Origin of the sequence: Bradyrhizobium campsiandrae (assembly GCF_014529705.1) — a bacterium.
GTDB classification, from domain to species: Bacteria; Pseudomonadota; Alphaproteobacteria; order Rhizobiales; family Xanthobacteraceae; genus Bradyrhizobium; species Bradyrhizobium campsiandrae.
The window spans coordinates 142,062-156,093 of the sequence record NZ_JAANIH010000015.1 but is presented as its reverse complement, the minus strand read 5'-3'; the positions used below and the strand labels follow the sequence as shown (position 1 = coordinate 156,093).

The 14,032-nt window shown below is 64.8% G+C and carries 15 protein-coding genes and 1 pseudogene; 5 read left to right on the top strand and 11 right to left on the bottom strand.

The window, feature by feature from the left end; translation table 11 throughout:
* Positions 1–482: pseudogene (locus tag G8O24_RS14020) on the bottom strand (hypothetical protein); the annotation flags it as partial.
* A 191-nt stretch (positions 483–673) separates the two neighbouring features.
* Between G8O24_RS14020 and G8O24_RS14015 the strand changes: the two are divergent.
* Positions 674–1,681, top strand: coding sequence for a KpsF/GutQ family sugar-phosphate isomerase (locus tag G8O24_RS14015; RefSeq protein WP_188100112.1), 1,008 nt, complete (start codon positions 674–676; stop codon positions 1,679–1,681).
* Positions 1,682–1,790: 109 nt separating this feature from the next.
* Here the strand turns inward: G8O24_RS14015 and G8O24_RS14010 are convergent, their stop codons facing one another.
* Entirely contained in the window at positions 1,791–2,342 is a 552-nt protein-coding gene (locus tag G8O24_RS14010) for a carboxymuconolactone decarboxylase family protein (RefSeq protein ID WP_188100110.1), read from the bottom strand.
* A gap of 71 nt (positions 2,343–2,413) precedes the next feature.
* Here G8O24_RS14010 and G8O24_RS14005 point away from each other — a divergent pair, with 71 nt between their 5' ends.
* Positions 2,414–2,752: a winged helix-turn-helix transcriptional regulator gene (locus tag G8O24_RS14005; RefSeq protein WP_188100108.1), complete on the top strand. Its 339-nt coding sequence runs from the start codon at positions 2,414–2,416 to the stop codon at positions 2,750–2,752.
* A gap of 120 nt (positions 2,753–2,872) precedes the next feature.
* On the opposite strand, the gene G8O24_RS14000 is transcribed toward G8O24_RS14005, so the two are convergent.
* The 4 genes from G8O24_RS14000 to hemH all read right to left on the bottom strand — a co-directional run bounded on the left by G8O24_RS14000 (position 2,873) and on the right by hemH (position 6,602).
* Positions 2,873–3,316 (bottom strand): NfeD family protein, encoded by a 444-nt coding sequence (locus G8O24_RS14000; RefSeq protein WP_188100107.1) that lies wholly within the window; start codon positions 3,314–3,316, stop codon positions 2,873–2,875.
* A 55-nt stretch (positions 3,317–3,371) separates the two neighbouring features.
* Positions 3,372–4,376: an SPFH domain-containing protein gene (locus G8O24_RS13995; RefSeq protein ID WP_188100105.1), complete on the bottom strand. Its 1,005-nt coding sequence runs from the start codon at positions 4,374–4,376 to the stop codon at positions 3,372–3,374.
* Positions 4,377–4,584: 208 nt separating this feature from the next.
* Positions 4,585–5,553 (bottom strand): ABC transporter substrate-binding protein, encoded by a 969-nt coding sequence (locus G8O24_RS13990; protein WP_188100103.1) that lies wholly within the window; start codon positions 5,551–5,553, stop codon positions 4,585–4,587.
* 11 nt (positions 5,554–5,564) lie between these two features.
* Positions 5,565–6,602 (bottom strand): ferrochelatase, encoded by a 1,038-nt coding sequence (gene hemH, locus G8O24_RS13985; protein ID WP_188100101.1) that lies wholly within the window; start codon positions 6,600–6,602, stop codon positions 5,565–5,567.
* An 82-nt stretch (positions 6,603–6,684) separates the two neighbouring features.
* On the opposite strand from hemH, the gene G8O24_RS13980 reads away from it, so the two are divergent.
* Positions 6,685–7,083 (top strand): MAPEG family protein, encoded by a 399-nt coding sequence (locus tag G8O24_RS13980; protein WP_188100099.1) that lies wholly within the window; start codon positions 6,685–6,687, stop codon positions 7,081–7,083.
* Positions 7,084–7,256: 173 nt separating this feature from the next.
* Here the strand turns inward: G8O24_RS13980 and G8O24_RS13975 are convergent, their stop codons facing one another.
* From G8O24_RS13975 to G8O24_RS13960, 4 genes are read right to left on the bottom strand one after another with little or no spacing between them, the layout of a single operon-like run.
* Positions 7,257–8,369 carry a nickel/cobalt transporter gene (locus tag G8O24_RS13975; protein ID WP_188100097.1) on the bottom strand — a complete coding sequence of 371 codons (1,113 nt, stop codon included), beginning with the start codon at positions 8,367–8,369 and terminating at the stop codon, positions 7,257–7,259.
* A complete protein-coding gene (locus G8O24_RS13970) occupies positions 8,366–8,998 on the bottom strand; it encodes a DUF1007 family protein (RefSeq protein ID WP_188100095.1) in 633 nt (210 codons plus the stop codon). The genes G8O24_RS13975 and G8O24_RS13970 overlap by 4 nt, the downstream gene beginning before the upstream one ends.
* Positions 8,999–9,021: 23 nt before the next feature.
* On the bottom strand, positions 9,022–9,672 hold the full coding sequence (locus tag G8O24_RS13965) for a DUF1007 family protein (RefSeq protein WP_188100131.1): 651 nt from the start codon (positions 9,670–9,672) through the stop codon (positions 9,022–9,024).
* The gene (locus tag G8O24_RS13960) at positions 9,672–11,750 is read right to left on the bottom strand and encodes a M3 family metallopeptidase (RefSeq protein WP_188100093.1); all 2,079 of its coding nucleotides are present in this window, start codon (positions 11,748–11,750) and stop codon (positions 9,672–9,674) included. Before G8O24_RS13960 ends, G8O24_RS13965 begins: the two co-directional genes overlap by 1 nt.
* A gap of 137 nt (positions 11,751–11,887) precedes the next feature.
* On the opposite strand from G8O24_RS13960, the gene G8O24_RS13955 reads away from it, so the two are divergent.
* Entirely contained in the window at positions 11,888–12,142 is a 255-nt protein-coding gene (locus G8O24_RS13955; protein WP_188100091.1) for a hypothetical protein, read from the top strand.
* A 504-nt stretch (positions 12,143–12,646) separates the two neighbouring features.
* Here the strand turns inward: G8O24_RS13955 and G8O24_RS13950 are convergent.
* Positions 12,647–12,835, bottom strand: a complete 189-nt coding sequence (locus G8O24_RS13950) for a hypothetical protein (RefSeq protein WP_164935684.1) — start codon at positions 12,833–12,835, stop codon at positions 12,647–12,649.
* Here G8O24_RS13950 and G8O24_RS13945 point away from each other — a divergent pair.
* Positions 12,834–13,976, top strand: a complete 1,143-nt coding sequence (locus G8O24_RS13945; RefSeq protein ID WP_188100089.1) for a type III PLP-dependent enzyme — start codon at positions 12,834–12,836, stop codon at positions 13,974–13,976. The genes G8O24_RS13950 and G8O24_RS13945 overlap by 2 nt on opposite strands.
* Positions 13,977–14,032 lie beyond the last annotated feature (56 nt).

Genomic DNA, 14,032 nt, shown 5'->3' with positions numbered 1-14,032 from the left:
TTGCCATGCCTGCTGCTATCGGCGCTGGGATGCGCCCCCGCGGCTGCCCAGAGCCTCACGCCCGACCTGTTCAATCCCAATCGCGGCGGCTTCGGCTGGCCTGGATAGAGCTTGGGCTGCTGGCGCTTGCGATTGAGCGAATCGTAGCCGGAGGAGCTCGCGCCGTTGGCAGCGGGCAAGCCATAGGTCGGCACCTGGCCGACGCGCGTGGTGGCTGGCACGTCGCTCTTCTTGCGCGGATCGTCGTTGGGATCCGGCGGTTGCGGGATCGCATCCGAAGGCGCCTGCGGCACACCGGCCGTGCGGCGCGTCGGCAGCGTGTCGGGCGAAACGAAGCCGCCGCGATTGGGATTGAACAGGTCGGGCGTGAGGCTCTGGGCAGCCGCGGGGGCGCATCCCAGCGCCGATAGCAGCAGGCATGGCAAAGCGGCGCGGAAAGCTGACGCGCTGCGGCTCCGGCCCCTGCCTGGAGGCGACCCCACGATGGAATAACTCCAACGAAATCAAATACTTTCACGATCATCCCCGCCGCCTCGCGGGAACCATCGTTAATGGAGTTAAAACAATTATGGTTAATGACCCGTTGAGGGGCTTGGGCCCTGCGTCGCCTCGGCCGCCGGGGCGTGCTAAGGAAGCGCCAACGGGCCAACGCGCCTCCTCCCTGGACCTCAACATGCCGAGTTCGAAACCGCGGATGACCTCCTCATCCGGCCCCACCCCCGCCAGCGTCGAATCCGCGCTCCGTACGCTTCAGACCGAGAGCGGCGGCATCAACGCGCTCGCGGCCGCCCTGCGCGGCCCGCTGGGCGAGGCCTTCGCCAGGGCGGTCGACCTGATCCGCAACGCCAAGGGCCGCGTCGTCGTCACGGGCCTTGGCAAGTCCGGCCACATGGCGCGCAAGATCGCAGCGACGCTCGCCTCAACCGGCACGCCGGCCTTCTTCGTTCACACCGCTGAAGCCGGCCACGGCGACCTCGGCATGATCACCACCGACGACGTCGTCATGGCGCTGTCCTGGTCCGGCGAGCAGCCGGAGATGAAGACGCTCGTCAACTACTCGGCGCGCTTTGCGATCCCGATGATCGCGGTGACGTCGAACGCGGCATCCTCGCTGGGACAGGCCGCCGACATCGTGATCGAGCTGCCAAAGGCGCGCGAAGCCTGCCCGCACAATCTGGCGCCGACCACCTCGACCATGATGCAGGTGGCAATCGGCGATGCCATCGCGATCGCGCTGCTCGAAGGCCGCGGCTTCACCGCGCTCGAGTTCGCGCATTTCCATCCCGGCGGCAAGCTTGGCGCGATGCTGAAATTCGTCCGCGACTACATGCGCACCGGCGCGGAGATTCCACTCAAACCCGAGGGCACCAAGATGTCGGACGCCGTGGTCGAGATGTCGGCCAAGGGGTTGGGGTGCGTCTGCATCGTCAACGCGGCGAACGAGGTCGTCGGCATCATCACCGACGGCGATCTGCGCCGCCACATGCGGCCGGATCTCCTGACCGCGTCGGTCGACGAGATCATGACGCGGCAGCCGAAGACGGTGCCGCCCTCGATGCTCGCGACCGAAATGATCGAGGTGCTGAACACCCGCAAGATCACGACGCTGGTCGTGACCGAGGCGGACAAGGTGGTCGGCATCGTGCACCTGCACGATCTCTTGCGGGCCGGCGTGGCGTAGGCGCTCTCCCCGTCATTGCGAGCTGGCGAAGCAATCCAGAGTCTCTCGGCGGAGACAGCCTGGATTGCTTCGTCGCAAGGGCTCCTCGCAATGACGGTGGTTGGAGTGTCTACACCGGAAACCGCGCCGCTTTCTCCTCCAGCGGCAGCTTCAATCCGTTCGCCAGGTACGACACCGTGCGATAGAAGCCGCACAGCAGCATGATCTCGAGGATCTGCGCCTCGTCGTAATGCGCGGACAGCGCCGCGAACTCGGCGTCGGTGAAGGTCGCGCTCGTGTGCAGCGCGTCCACCGCCGCGACCAGAACCTGCTCGGCCGGCGACCAGCAGGCCGAATTCGCATCGCCCGCGACGGTCGCGCGGACCTCATCCTCGGTGAGCTTCGCCGGGCCGGCGAAGACCGCGACATGGACACCCCATTCATATTCGCATCTGTTCAGTGCGCAGGTGCGATCGATGACGATCTCGCGCTCTCGTAACGACAACGGCCCCCGATCCAGAAGCCCGGCGGCGCGAAACTTGTCCCAGGCGCGGCTGTGGCCGGCCATCACCCGGAACAGCATCAGCGGCGGCGCGCCGCGCATGATGCGGTCGAACTGCGCCTGGATCTCCGGGGGATAAGGCTGATCGAGCGGGGCGATACGCGGAGCCGGGGATGACATGGCTGCCTTCCTTGCTACAATTACTGTAGCATTACGCTACATTATCTGTAGCAAGACGCAAGAGGGGCGCGATGGCGAAACAGACGGGCTCAAAGGACCGCCGCGTACGCGGCTCGCGCACCGGGCGACCGGTCATGGCGCTGCTCGACCTGCTCGGCCGGCGCTGGGCCTTGCGGATCCTGTGGGAGCTGCGCGACGCCCCTCTGACCTCGCGCGCCTTGCGCACCGCCTGCGACGAGGCTTCGCCGACGGTGCTGCAGGCCCGGTTGACGGAACTGCGCGAGGCGGGGTTCGTGGAGCTGGGCGACGGCGGCGGTTACGGGCTGACGCCTCTGGGGCGGGAACTGGGCGAAACGTTCATGCCGCTGCACCGGTTCGCGGAGAGGTGGCGAAGCAAGAGCGGTGATTGAGTCCTGGCTGGGCTGAATCGCCAAGCTCGTCATTGCGAGCGCAGCGAAGCAATCCAGAAATCCTTGCGCAGGAACAGTCTGGATTGCTTCGTCGCAAGAGCTCCTCGCAATGACGGCAACTCACGCCGCCGCCACCGTCAGATTGGCGCCGTCCACCTGCACCACCTTCACGCGCGTCCCGGCCGGCGTGTCCGGGCCCGCGACGCGCCAAACCGTATCGCCGATGCGCACCGTGCCGCTGCCGTCGATGATCGGCTTCTCCAGCGTGAACTCGCGACCCAAAAGCGCCTTGGTGCGTTTGTTGAGGAAAGGGCTGGCGCTGGCATCCGGCTTCGGCCGGGCGAGCCGGCGCCACACCGGCACGGCAGCGGCTGCGAACACCGCGAACATCACGAGCTGGATCTGCCAGGAGATGACCGTGACGAACGAGATCAGCCCGACCAGAAGCGCGGCAAGCCCGAGCCAGAACAGGAACACGCCCGGCGCGACCACCTCCAGCGCCATCAGGATGAAGCCGAAGATCAGCCAGTTCCAATTGCCGAGCGAAACGAACATGTCGGTCATGACACGACCTCTTTATCTTCACGCGTGACCTTATCAGAAGGTCACGCGCCTTTCCTTATCCCTGCCGCGGCGGGACCGCTGGCGGCGTATTGCCGGTCGGCGGTACCGAGCCAGTACGACGCGCGGCAGCGGACGCCGATGCTGCGCTTTCGCCGAAGGTTGCCTTCGCGATTTCGCCGATCCCGGCGAGCGAGCCGAGCATGCTGGTCGCCTCCATCGGCAGCATGATGATCTTCTGGTTCGGCGCATCCGCGAACTGGCCGAATGCCTTGATGTATTTGTCGGCGATGAAATAGTTCAGCGCGGCGACGTCGCCCTTGGCAATGGCCTCGCTGACCATTTGCGTCGCCTTGGCCTCGGCCTCGGCGGACCGCTCACGGGCTTCGGCATCGCGGAACGCAGCTTCCTTGCGGCCTTCGGCCTGGAGGATCTGGCCCTGCTTGGCGCCTTCGGCGCGCAGGATCTCCGACTGGCGCTGGCCTTCGGCGGCCAGAATGTCGGCGCGCTTGACGCGCTCGGCCTTCATCTGGCGGCCCATGGCTTCGACGAGGTCGGCCGGCGGCACGATGTCCTTGATCTCGATGCGGTTGACCTTGACGCCCCACGGCGAGACCGCGGCGTCCACCACGCGCAAGAGGCGCTCGTTGATCTCGTCGCGATGCGACAGCACCTGGTCGAGATCCATCGAGCCCATCACCGAACGGATGTTGGTCATGGTCAGCACCGTGATGGCCTGATTGAGGTTGGCGACCTCGTAGCTCGCCTTCGCAGCATCGAACACCTGATAGAAGGCGACGCCGTCCACCGTCACGGTGGCGTTGTCCTTGGTGATGACCTCCTGCTCGGGGATGTCGATCACCTGCTCCATCATGTTGATCTTGCGCCCGACGCGATCGAAATAGGGCACGATCAAATTGAGCCCGGGGCTCAGCGTCTGGGTGTATTTGCCGAACCGCTCGATGGTCCAGTCATAGCCCTGCGGCACCGTCTTCACGCCCGCAATCAGGGTGACGATGACGAGCAACACCAGAACAATCGCGAAAATATCGAAACCGCTCATATTTCCTCCAAGGCGGGACAAGACGCTTCCCGCGCTGCCATTGGTCGGGGCCTGGACCCTACCGGTTCAGCGGTCGGTTTTCACGTCGGCATCCCCGGCATTCTGCACAAGACGCAACGCGGGGGAACGGCCACGATTATGTATTTGCGAAGGGCTCTTGAAAGGACGAAGGCGCAGACCTAGCGGCAAAGATTAACGAATTGCGACGCTATTCAATGACGTCGTTCGCGGTTGCGAGCAGGCTTTGGGGAAGCGTGACGCCAATCGCCTTGGCTGTTTTCAGATTGATCGCCAGCTCGAACTTGGTGGGATTCTGGACCGGAAGATCGGCCGCCAGCGCCCCCTTCAGAATGCGGTCAACGTAGCTGGCGGCGCGGCGGAGCTGCTCGGCACTGTCGGTGCTGTAGGACATCAGCCCGCCCGCATCGACAAAGGCGCGGCTCCAGAATACCGACGGCAGGCGTGCTTCCTCAATCGCCACCAGCAGATACGCGCGGTTCGCCATGGTGAAAAAGTCGGGCAGCACCAGGAAGCCGCCGTCCTTGCGCCCGGCCAGCGCGGCAATCGAAGCGATATCCTGCACCGGGGCGGGCTCGACCGCGACATGCAGCGTCCGACCGGCGTCCTCGAGCGTGCGCAGCATCAGCGGCGCGAACGGCGCAGTGGCGGGATTATAAACGACGAAGACGCGGGACACCTTCGGCGTGACCTGCGTCAGCATCTCCAGCCATTTGCCGGCCAGCGGACCGTCGTAATCGGTGAAGCCGGTGATGTTGCCGCCGGGATGCGCCAGGTCTTTGACAAAGCCCTGGCTGACGGGGTCGGTGACCACGGCAAACACGATCGGGATGGTCGTGGTGCGCCGGCGCAGCTCCTCCACCGAGGGCGTGCCCAGCGCAAGCAGGACATCGGGCCTGCGCGCGATCACTTCGTCGGCGAGCTGGGCGATGCGGGCCCGATCGCCGGCGCCGCTACGCCAGTCGATATCGAGATTGTCCTGCTCGCTCCAGCCATGAGCGGCAAGCGCTTCGGCCAGGCGGGCCTCGCCGATCACATCATCGGCCGCGATGACCGAGAGCACACCGAGCCGGCGCCTTGTGGTCGGTTGCTGCGCCAGCACCGAGACCGGCCACGCCGCGATCGTCCCAAGAAGCGCCAGACAGTCGCGGCGGTTCATGGGAGGCGCCATCAGATCCAGCCCTGCAATTCGCGCAGCACCAGCGTGCGGATCACGTCCATGCCGGGATCGCTGTCGTTGAGGCAGGGGATCGCGGCAAACTGCTCGCCGCCATGATGCTTGAAGATCTCGGCATTCTCCTGCGCGATCTCCTCCAGCGTCTCCAGGCAATCGGCGGAAAAGCCCGGCGTCACCACCGCGATCCGGCGCACACCCTCTTTCGCCAGGCGCTCCATCGTCTTGTCGGTGTAGGGCTGCAGCCACTCGTCGTTGCCGAAGCGCGACTGGAAGGTCAGCAGCAAATTTGCGTCGTCCATGCCGAGCCGGCGGCGCAGCGCTTCCGTCGTGGCGACGCAGTGACTCTGATAGGGATCGCCCTTCTCGACATAGGATTTCGGCATGCCGTGGAACGAGGCGACGATCAGCTCGGGCTTGAATGGCAGCGTCGCCAGATGCGTCTCGATCGAGACGGCAAGCGCCTCGATATAGGCCTCGTCCCCATAGTAAGGCGGCGTCACCCGCAGCGTCGGCTGGTTGCGAAGCTGCGCGAGCACGCGGAACACCTCGTCGCAAACGGTCGCCGAGGTCGAGGCGGAATATTGCGGATAAAGCGGAACGGCAAGGATACGCTCGCAGCCCTTCGCGATCAGCGCGTCGATACCCGCCTTGATCGAGGGATTGCCGTAGCGCATCGCCCAATCCACCACGACATGGGCGCGGTCGGACAGCGCGGCCGCGAGCTTGTCGCTTTGCGACCGCGTGATGGTCTTCAGCGGCGACTCGTTCTTCTCGACGTTCCAGATCTTCTGATAGTCGAGCGCCTTGGTGCGGGGACGGCTGCGCAGGATGATGCCGTTCAGCACGGCTTTCCAGATCAGGCCCTGGTCCTCGATGACGCGGGCATCCGACAGGAATTCCTTGAGGTAGACCCGCACGCCCGGGGCGTCGGCGGTATCGGGCGTGCCGAGATTGACCAGCAGCACGCCGACCCGCGGCTGGCTGGGCTGCACGGTCGGCTGCGCCGAAACGATGGGGGCTAGGGTCGTCATGATCAGTTGCGTCGCGCGTTGCTCGGAACTTGTCAAGATGAGGCGGGTTTCGCTAGGGTTCCGCCCAAGCGGGGGAGGGAAGATGACGCTCGCGGAATGGTGCGTTCTCGGAGCGCTGCTGCTCTATTTGGTAACGATCGGCTCGATCAAATGGATCAGGTTTCGCGGCTTCGACAATTCCCGGCCGCGTGATCCCGCCTTCTATGAGGACGCCATCGCACAGCGCGCGCTCGGCGCGCACCAGAACGGGATCGAGACCTTCCCGTTCTTCGCCTTCGCCGTCCTGCTCGCCGAATTCCGCGGCTCGCCGCAGCGCCTGATCGACGAGCTCGCGGTGCTGTTCCTGATCGTGCGGATCGCCTATGTGCTGACCTATCTCGGCAACCGCCCGACCTTGCGCTCCATCCTCTGGAGCATCGGCTTTGCGATCAATCTGGCGATCTTCTTCATGCCGATGTTGAAGCGGTTCTTGCCGGTGTGAGCTGCACAGCTCCCCTCAATCCGTCATCCTGAGGTGCGAGCTCTGCGGTGCAACGCACCGTGGGGCGAGCCTCGAAGGATGAACGGCCCCGATGCGGCCGGGCCGTCGCCCTTCGAGGGCCGCTGAAGAAGCGGCCACCTCAGGGTGACGGAACTAGCTGATCGCAGCTCGCTTCAAAAACACGTCGTCCGCTCAGCCGCGATGTAGCCGAACAGCAGGCCCGCCCCGAACAGCAGCACCAGAGCCGCAGCACCAAACTCGATGCCGCGCATAAAGAGCGCACCGCCGCCGTCGCGGGCCCCGCTCAGGCGCGCGGCGATGTCCTTGGCGGAGACGGCCATCACCGCGATGGCCGCGACCGTGATCGCAGTGCCCAATCCCATCAGGAAGGTCGCGGCAATGCCGGCCCAGAACAGCCCCTGGGCCAGCGCGAACACCAGCACCAGGATCGCGCCCGAGCAGGGGCGAATGCCGACCGTCAGGATCGCGGCAAGGCCCCGCCGCCAGCCGCCCGGGCCGGCGAGCTCGCTCGGAGTGGGGCCATGGGAGTGGCCGCAATGCTCGTCGTGGACGTGGTCGTGCCCATGGTGGTGGGCGTGCGCTTGATCGTGATGGTGATCATGGTCGTGGTGATCATGCGCATCATGATGGTGGTGATGGCCGTGATCATGATGGTCATGCGGCACGCCCGCGATGGCCGGCACCGGCTGCGTCGCCGGGAGCGTGTGGATGAAGCTGCGGCCCTTGACCCAGACGAGGCGCAGGCCGAACAGCGCGATCAGGGCATAGCTTGCGATCTCGATCGCGCCCTCCGCCTTGCACATGGTTCTGGCGGTGGCGTTCAGGATCCAGGCCGAGATGCCGACAATCAGGATCGCGACCAGCGACTGCATCAGCGCCGAGGCAAACGACAATGCGATGCCGCGACGCGCGGTCTCGCGGTTGGCGACGAGATAGGAGGCGATCACCGCCTTGCCATGTCCGGGGCCGGCGGCATGGAAAATGCCATAGGCAAACGAGATAAAGAGCAGCGTCCACACCGCCGAGCCGTCGGACTTGGCGGCGCGGATGGTCGACGACATCTGGCGATAGAATTCCGACTGCTTGGCCAGCAGCCAGCCGATCAGGCCGCCGGCCTCGGGCTCGGCCGCTTGTGCCTGCTTTGGTGCACCGAACGGATTTTGCGCGAGGACATCATGGAGCGCGGCATCGGCCACACCGACGACCAGGAGAACAGCGGCGCAGGCGAGGAGCCCGCGGCCAAGCGGCGAGAGGTGCGGCTTCAAGGGCAATCCACCGTGATCTTGTTGGCGAACATCATGCCGAAATTGGCGTTGGGACCGTCCATGAAGGTCTGCTCGTTGAGCTTCTGCGCGGTCGCGGTGCCGTCGCTGGGACGATCGAGCTTCATCTGGCAGCCTGATGGCGCGCCGACCAGCCTGACCGGATTGTCCTTGGCCATCTGGAAGTCGATGAAGAAGGAGCGGTCGAACACTTCCAGCACCAGCTGCTTCGGCTTGACCGGGTTCTTCAGCGGCAGCGTGAAGTGCAGCGTCAGCACCGTATCCTTGTAGTCGAGGAAGTAATCGACCGGTTCGTTGAAGCGCTCCTTCTTGCCGTCGGCCTTGGCGAAGGTGAAATAGGCGTATTCCTTCAGCGACTCGACATTGGTCTGCGCCAGCGGCCCCAGCTCCTCGCGCGTATAGGCGCCCTTCTTTTTGCTCTCGAGCCCCTGCACCGCATAGGCCGAGAACATGTCGTCGAAAGTCCAGGCGTGGCGCACGCCGGTGATGCTGCCATCCTCGGCGTAGAGCAATTCGCTGGTTGCAGTAATCCAGACATGCGGATGCGCGTGCGCGGCCCCCGCCACAAGGGCGAAGCCAACAGCGAGCAGCAGTCCAAGCAAGCGGCGCATCGGGTGCATCCAAATCGGAGGAATCATGGGCACTCCACCGAGATCGGGACGATGAACAACAGGCCAGCAGCAACGTTCGCACCGCCATCCTTGAAGGAATCCTCGCTCGCTTCCTGCACCAGCTTGCGGTCGCGATCGTTGCCCATTGAGCGGGATAGCCAAATCTCACAACCGGCGGGCGCACCGACGAGTTTGAGCGGATGCTCCTTCGCCAATCGAAAATCGATGAAAAAGGAACGATCATAAATAGCCAGACGAATTGCCTTCGCCTTCACCGGCGTTTTTAGCGGTAGCGTGAAATGCAAGGTGAGGTGGTCGTCCTTGTAATCGAAGAAGTAATCGACCGGCTCTGCAAACGGAAGCCTCTCGGCGGCCACCCTCAGAGAGGTAAAGTAGGTGTTATCCTTCAATGACTCAACTTCGGCTTGTGCCAACGGCGTTAGGTCCTCGCGGGTATAGGCGGCCGTAGACCTCTCTCGAAGCCCCTGCACAGCATTAGCCGAGAACATGTCGTCAAAGGTCCAGGCGTGGCGCACGCCGGTGATGCTGCCGTCCTCGGCGTAGAGCAATTCGCTCGTCACGGTGACCCAGACATGCGGATGCGCGCTCGCCGGGCCTGATACGAACATCATGGCGGCGGCGAGCCATAGTCCCAGCAGGGCCCGCATGCCGATCAGGCCGCCTTGTCGTCGAGCAGGCCGCGGCGGCGGAGCAGCGCGTCGGGCTCGGGCGGGCGGCCGCGGAAGGCCTCATAGGCCGCTTCGGGATCGACCGAGCCGCCGCTCGAATAGATATCGTCGTGCAGGCGTTTTGCCACCGCGGGATCGAAGATGTTGCCGGCCTCCTCGAAGGCGCCGAAGGCGTCGGCGTCCATCACCTCCGACCACATGTAGCTGTAATAGCCGGCAGCGTAGTGGTCGCCGGAGAAGATGTGGCCGAACTGGGTCGGCCGGTGCCGCATCGAGATTTCCTCGGGCATGCCGATCTTCTCGAGCTCGCGTTTCTCGAAGGCGCGGACGTCCTGCGCGGCCGAGGCCGGCTGGGAGTGGAACTCGAGGTCGACCAGCGCCGAGGAGACGAACTCGACGGTGGCAAAGCCCTGGTTGAATTTTCGCGCGGCAAGGAACCGTCGCAGCAGATCATCCGGCAGCGGCTCGCCCGTCTGGTAATGGCGGGCGAACTGCTGCAGCACCTCGGGCCGCTCCTGCCAGTGCTCGTAGAGCTGCGAGGGCAGCTCGACGAAGTCGGTGAAGACCGACGTGCCCGACAGCGACGGATAGGTCACGTTGGAGAGCATGCCGTGCAGGGCGTGGCCGAACTCGTGGAACAGGGTGCGGGCATCGTCGGGCGACAGCAGCGAGGGCTCGCTTCCGGTGCCCTTGGCAAAGTTGCAGACATTGATGATCAGCGGGGCGATGTCGCCGTCCAGCTTCTGCTGGTCGCGCAGCGACGTCATCCAGGCGCCGGAGCGTTTTGACGGCCGGGCATAGTAGTCGCCATAGAACAGCGCCTTGTGCTCGCCGTCGGGGCCTTTCACCTCCCAGACCCGGACGTCGGGGTGCCAGACCGGCACGTCCTTGCGCTCGGCGAAGGTGATGCCGAACAGGCGCGTGGCGCAGTCGAAGGCCGCCGCGATCATGTGGTCGAGCGTCAGGTACGGCTTGATCGCGGCATCGTCGAAATTGGCGCGCTGCAGGCGGAGCTTCTCGGCGTAGAAGCGCCAGTCCCAGGGCGCGAGCTTGAAATTGCCGCCCTCCTGCGTGATCAGCGCCTGCATCTCGTCGCGGTCGGCGAGCGCCCGGGCGCGGGCCGGCTTCCAGACCCGCTCCAGAAGGCCCCGAACGGCGTCCGGCGTCTTGGCCATGGAGTCTTCCAAGCGGTAGGCGGCAAAGGTCGGGTAGCCCAGCAGCTTGGCGCTTTCCTCGCGCAGCTTCAGGATCTCGCCGATGGTGGTGTTGTTGTCGTTGGCATTGCCGTTGTCGCCGCGGGCCGTGAAGGCCTTGTAGACCTTCTCGCGCAGGTCCCGCCGCGCCGAGCTCTTCAGGAACGGCTCGGCCGAGGAGCGCGACAGCGTCACGATGGCCTTGCCGGCCATGCCGCGATCTTCCGCCGCAGCCTTGGCGGCGGCGATGAAGCTCTCCGGCAGGCCCTGGCGGTCGGCCTCCCCGAGCTCCATGAACCAGTCCTGCTCGTCGCCGAGCAGATGATGGCTGAAGCCGGTCGCGAGCTGGGCCAGCTTCTCGTTGATCTCGGCCATGCGCGTCTTGGCCTCGTCGGAGAGGCCGGCGCCGGCGCGGTGGAAGCGGGTGTAGGTGCGCTCCAGCAGGCGGAGCTGCTCCGGGTTGAGGCCAAGATTGGCGCGGTTCTCGTGCAGCTGGGCGATGCGGCCAAACAGCACAGCGTTCATCATGATCGGATTCCAGTGCCGCGCCATCCGCAAGGAGACCTCCTTGTCGATGTCGAGGATGGCAGGGTTGGAATGCGCCGAGACCAGATCGTAGAAGACCGAGGCGACCTTGTTGAGCAGCTTGCCGGAGCGCTCCAGCGCCGTGATGGTGTTGGCGAAGTCGGGCGCAGCAGGATCGTTGGTGATCGCCGCGATCTCGGCGGAATGGTCGGCAAAGGCCTGCTCGAACGCCGGCAGGAAGTGCTCCGGTTTGATCTCGTCGAACGGCGGGGTCGCAAACGGCGTCGCCCAGGCCTTCAGCAGCGGATTGGTCTCGGAGTCCGTAGTCGGGCGGGGTTCTGACATCACAAGTCCCGGTTTTTGAGCTGATTTGTTCGGGCCAGCTATAGCACGCGATCAGGCTTTTTTGGGCCATTTGGCCTTGCTCCCGCCCGCCTTTTCGGGGAGATTGCGGCCCTCGAAACCACGGACCTTAAACGCCCATGAACGCGCCCTCCTCGTCTTCCCGTCAGATCGTCTGGCCGAGCGTCATCACCGTCGTCAGCGCCGCGATCCTGATCGGCGCCGAGGTGTTCGGCGCCGCGTTTGCCGGCGGCTGGGCGCTCGCGATTCTGCTCAACCTCGGCGACCAGGGCGCGCACATCCTTCAGGCCGTGCTGTTCGCACTCGGCGTGCTGGTCATGACCGCCTTCGTCCGCGCAGCTCAGCGCGTCGAGCCGTTCTTCAAGCGCGGCTGACGTTTCGCGCGCACGCTGATCACGCGCGCGACACAGAAAACTTAACGCCCGTTCATCTTCCGCGTCGCTCGCGCAACACTGCGCAAGCAGATGTTAGGCAATTCTGTCCTCAGCCTAAAAAAATTCTTGCGAAGGCGTGTCAAAACGCTTATGTGCGCTCTTGCCCAATTTCGCACGTGCCTGTGGTCGTGTGTCAGTCGGTAGGTATCCGGACAAGAGGCCGGACAGCCGCCAAGGGGTGAAGAAGCCGAGGGGCTCTTCGGACGTGCAGAAGTCGAAGGACCGAAGGTCGCGAGATCTTGAAGTCTGAAGGCTGACAGCAAACCCGGAGCGTCCAGCATCTCTCTCAAAGAGATGCCTTGTCGAAGGTGACTTTGCTCTTTGCAACCGTGACTGGCAGCCGGAGGCGAACCGGCGCACCCCGCTCTCAACGGGGGACGCGACTTAAAGCAACGACGGATCGGGCTTTTTTGGTCTCTACCGGCATTCCACCGCCGGCGCGGGCTACTGAAAAGGCTTGTCCTTCATTGCCAGGTGAGCGGGCGGGAAACTCTCCCAACCAATCCACGGCAGCACAGTCTGGTTTGAGTCTTTTGGCTTCAGCGCGCCTCCATCGCGCGATGTGGCCGAAGCACTCTTATCCGACGTCACGTTGATGCGGATCCCGTCGCTGGGACCGTTGGAGAGTGCCATGACCGAACGTATCCAGGAGTTCCTGCGCAACCGCCGCAAGGAAGGTCTCGACACCGAGCCGTGCCTCGTCGTCGACCTCGAAGTCGTGCGCGACAATTATCAGAGCTTCGCCAAGGCGCTGCCCGACAGCCGCGTGTTCTACGCCGTCAAGGCGAACCCGGCGCCGGAAGTGCTCTCCCTGCTGGCCTCCATGGGCTCCTGCTTCGACACCGCGACCGTCGCCGAGATCGAGATGGCGCTGGCTGCCGGCGCGACGCCCGACCGCATTTCCTTCGGCAACACGATCAAGAAGGAGCGCGACATCGCGCGCGCCTTCGCGCTCGGCATTCGCCTGTTCGCGGTCGACTGCGTCGCCGAGGTCGAGAAGGTCGCCCGTGCCGCTCCCGGCGCCAAGGTGTTCTGCCGCATCCTCTATGACTGCGCCGGCGCCGAATGGCCGCTGTCGCGCAAGTTCGGCTGCGACCCGGAAATGGCCGTCGAGGTGCTCGACGTCGCCAAGCGTCTGGGCCTGGAGCCGTGCGGCATCTCCTTCCATGTCGGCTCGCAGCAGCGCAAGGTGAAAGCGTGGGACCGTGCGCTGGCGATGGCCTCGCAGGTGTTCCGCGACTGCGCCGAGCGCGGCATCAACCTGACCATGGTCAACATGGGCGGCGGCTTCCCGACCAAGTACCTGAAGGACGTGCCGCCGGTCGTGACCTACGGCCGCTCGATCTTCCGCGCGCTGCGCAAGCACTTCGGCAACCAGATTCCGGAGACCATCATCGAGCCGGGCCGCGGCATGGTGGGCAACGCCGGCATCATCGAATCCGAGGTCGTGCTCATCTCGAAGAAGAGCGACGAGGACGAGGTGCGCTGGGTGTACCTGGACATCGGCAAGTTCGGCGGTCTCGCCGAGACCATGGACGAGTCGATCCGCTACGCCATCCGCACCCCGCATGACGGCGCGGACATGACCCCGTGCGTGCTCGCAGGCCCGACCTGCGACAGCGCCGACGTGCTGTACGAGAAGAGCCCGTATCCGCTCCCCGTCACGCTCGAGATCGGCGACAAGCTGCTGATCGAAGGCACCGGGGCCTATACGTCGACCTACTCGGCGGTGGCATTCAACGGCATCCCGCCGCTGAAGACGTATCACATCTAAGCGCCTCTCTTCTCCGAGGCCTGACGAACCCGGGAGCCGGCTTGCCGGCTCCTCCC

What these genes read in the sequence shown, in the direction of transcription:
- G8O24_RS14015 (WP_188100112.1), top strand. Translation starts at nt 674, where the DNA reads ATGCCGAGTTCGAAACCGCGGATGACCTCCTCATCCGGCCCCACCCCC.
- G8O24_RS14010 (WP_188100110.1), bottom strand. Translation starts at nt 2,342, where the DNA reads ATGTCATCCCCGGCTCCGCGTATCGCCCCGCTCGATCAGCCTTATCCC.
- G8O24_RS14005 (WP_188100108.1), top strand. Translation starts at nt 2,414, where the DNA reads ATGGCGAAACAGACGGGCTCAAAGGACCGCCGCGTACGCGGCTCGCGC.
- G8O24_RS14000 (WP_188100107.1), bottom strand. Translation starts at nt 3,316, where the DNA reads ATGACCGACATGTTCGTTTCGCTCGGCAATTGGAACTGGCTGATCTTC.
- G8O24_RS13995 (WP_188100105.1), bottom strand. Translation starts at nt 4,376, where the DNA reads ATGAGCGGTTTCGATATTTTCGCGATTGTTCTGGTGTTGCTCGTCATC.
- G8O24_RS13990 (WP_188100103.1), bottom strand. Translation starts at nt 5,553, where the DNA reads ATGAACCGCCGCGACTGTCTGGCGCTTCTTGGGACGATCGCGGCGTGG.
- hemH (WP_188100101.1), bottom strand. Translation starts at nt 6,602, where the DNA reads ATGACGACCCTAGCCCCCATCGTTTCGGCGCAGCCGACCGTGCAGCCC.
- G8O24_RS13980 (WP_188100099.1), top strand. Translation starts at nt 6,685, where the DNA reads ATGACGCTCGCGGAATGGTGCGTTCTCGGAGCGCTGCTGCTCTATTTG.
- G8O24_RS13970 (WP_188100095.1), bottom strand. Translation starts at nt 8,998, where the DNA reads ATGCGCCGCTTGCTTGGACTGCTGCTCGCTGTTGGCTTCGCCCTTGTG.
- G8O24_RS13960 (WP_188100093.1), bottom strand. Translation starts at nt 11,750, where the DNA reads ATGTCAGAACCCCGCCCGACTACGGACTCCGAGACCAATCCGCTGCTG.
- G8O24_RS13955 (WP_188100091.1), top strand. Translation starts at nt 11,888, where the DNA reads ATGAACGCGCCCTCCTCGTCTTCCCGTCAGATCGTCTGGCCGAGCGTC.
- G8O24_RS13945 (WP_188100089.1), top strand. Translation starts at nt 12,834, where the DNA reads ATGACCGAACGTATCCAGGAGTTCCTGCGCAACCGCCGCAAGGAAGGT.
- G8O24_RS13950 (WP_164935684.1), bottom strand. Translation starts at nt 12,835, where the DNA reads ATGGCACTCTCCAACGGTCCCAGCGACGGGATCCGCATCAACGTGACG.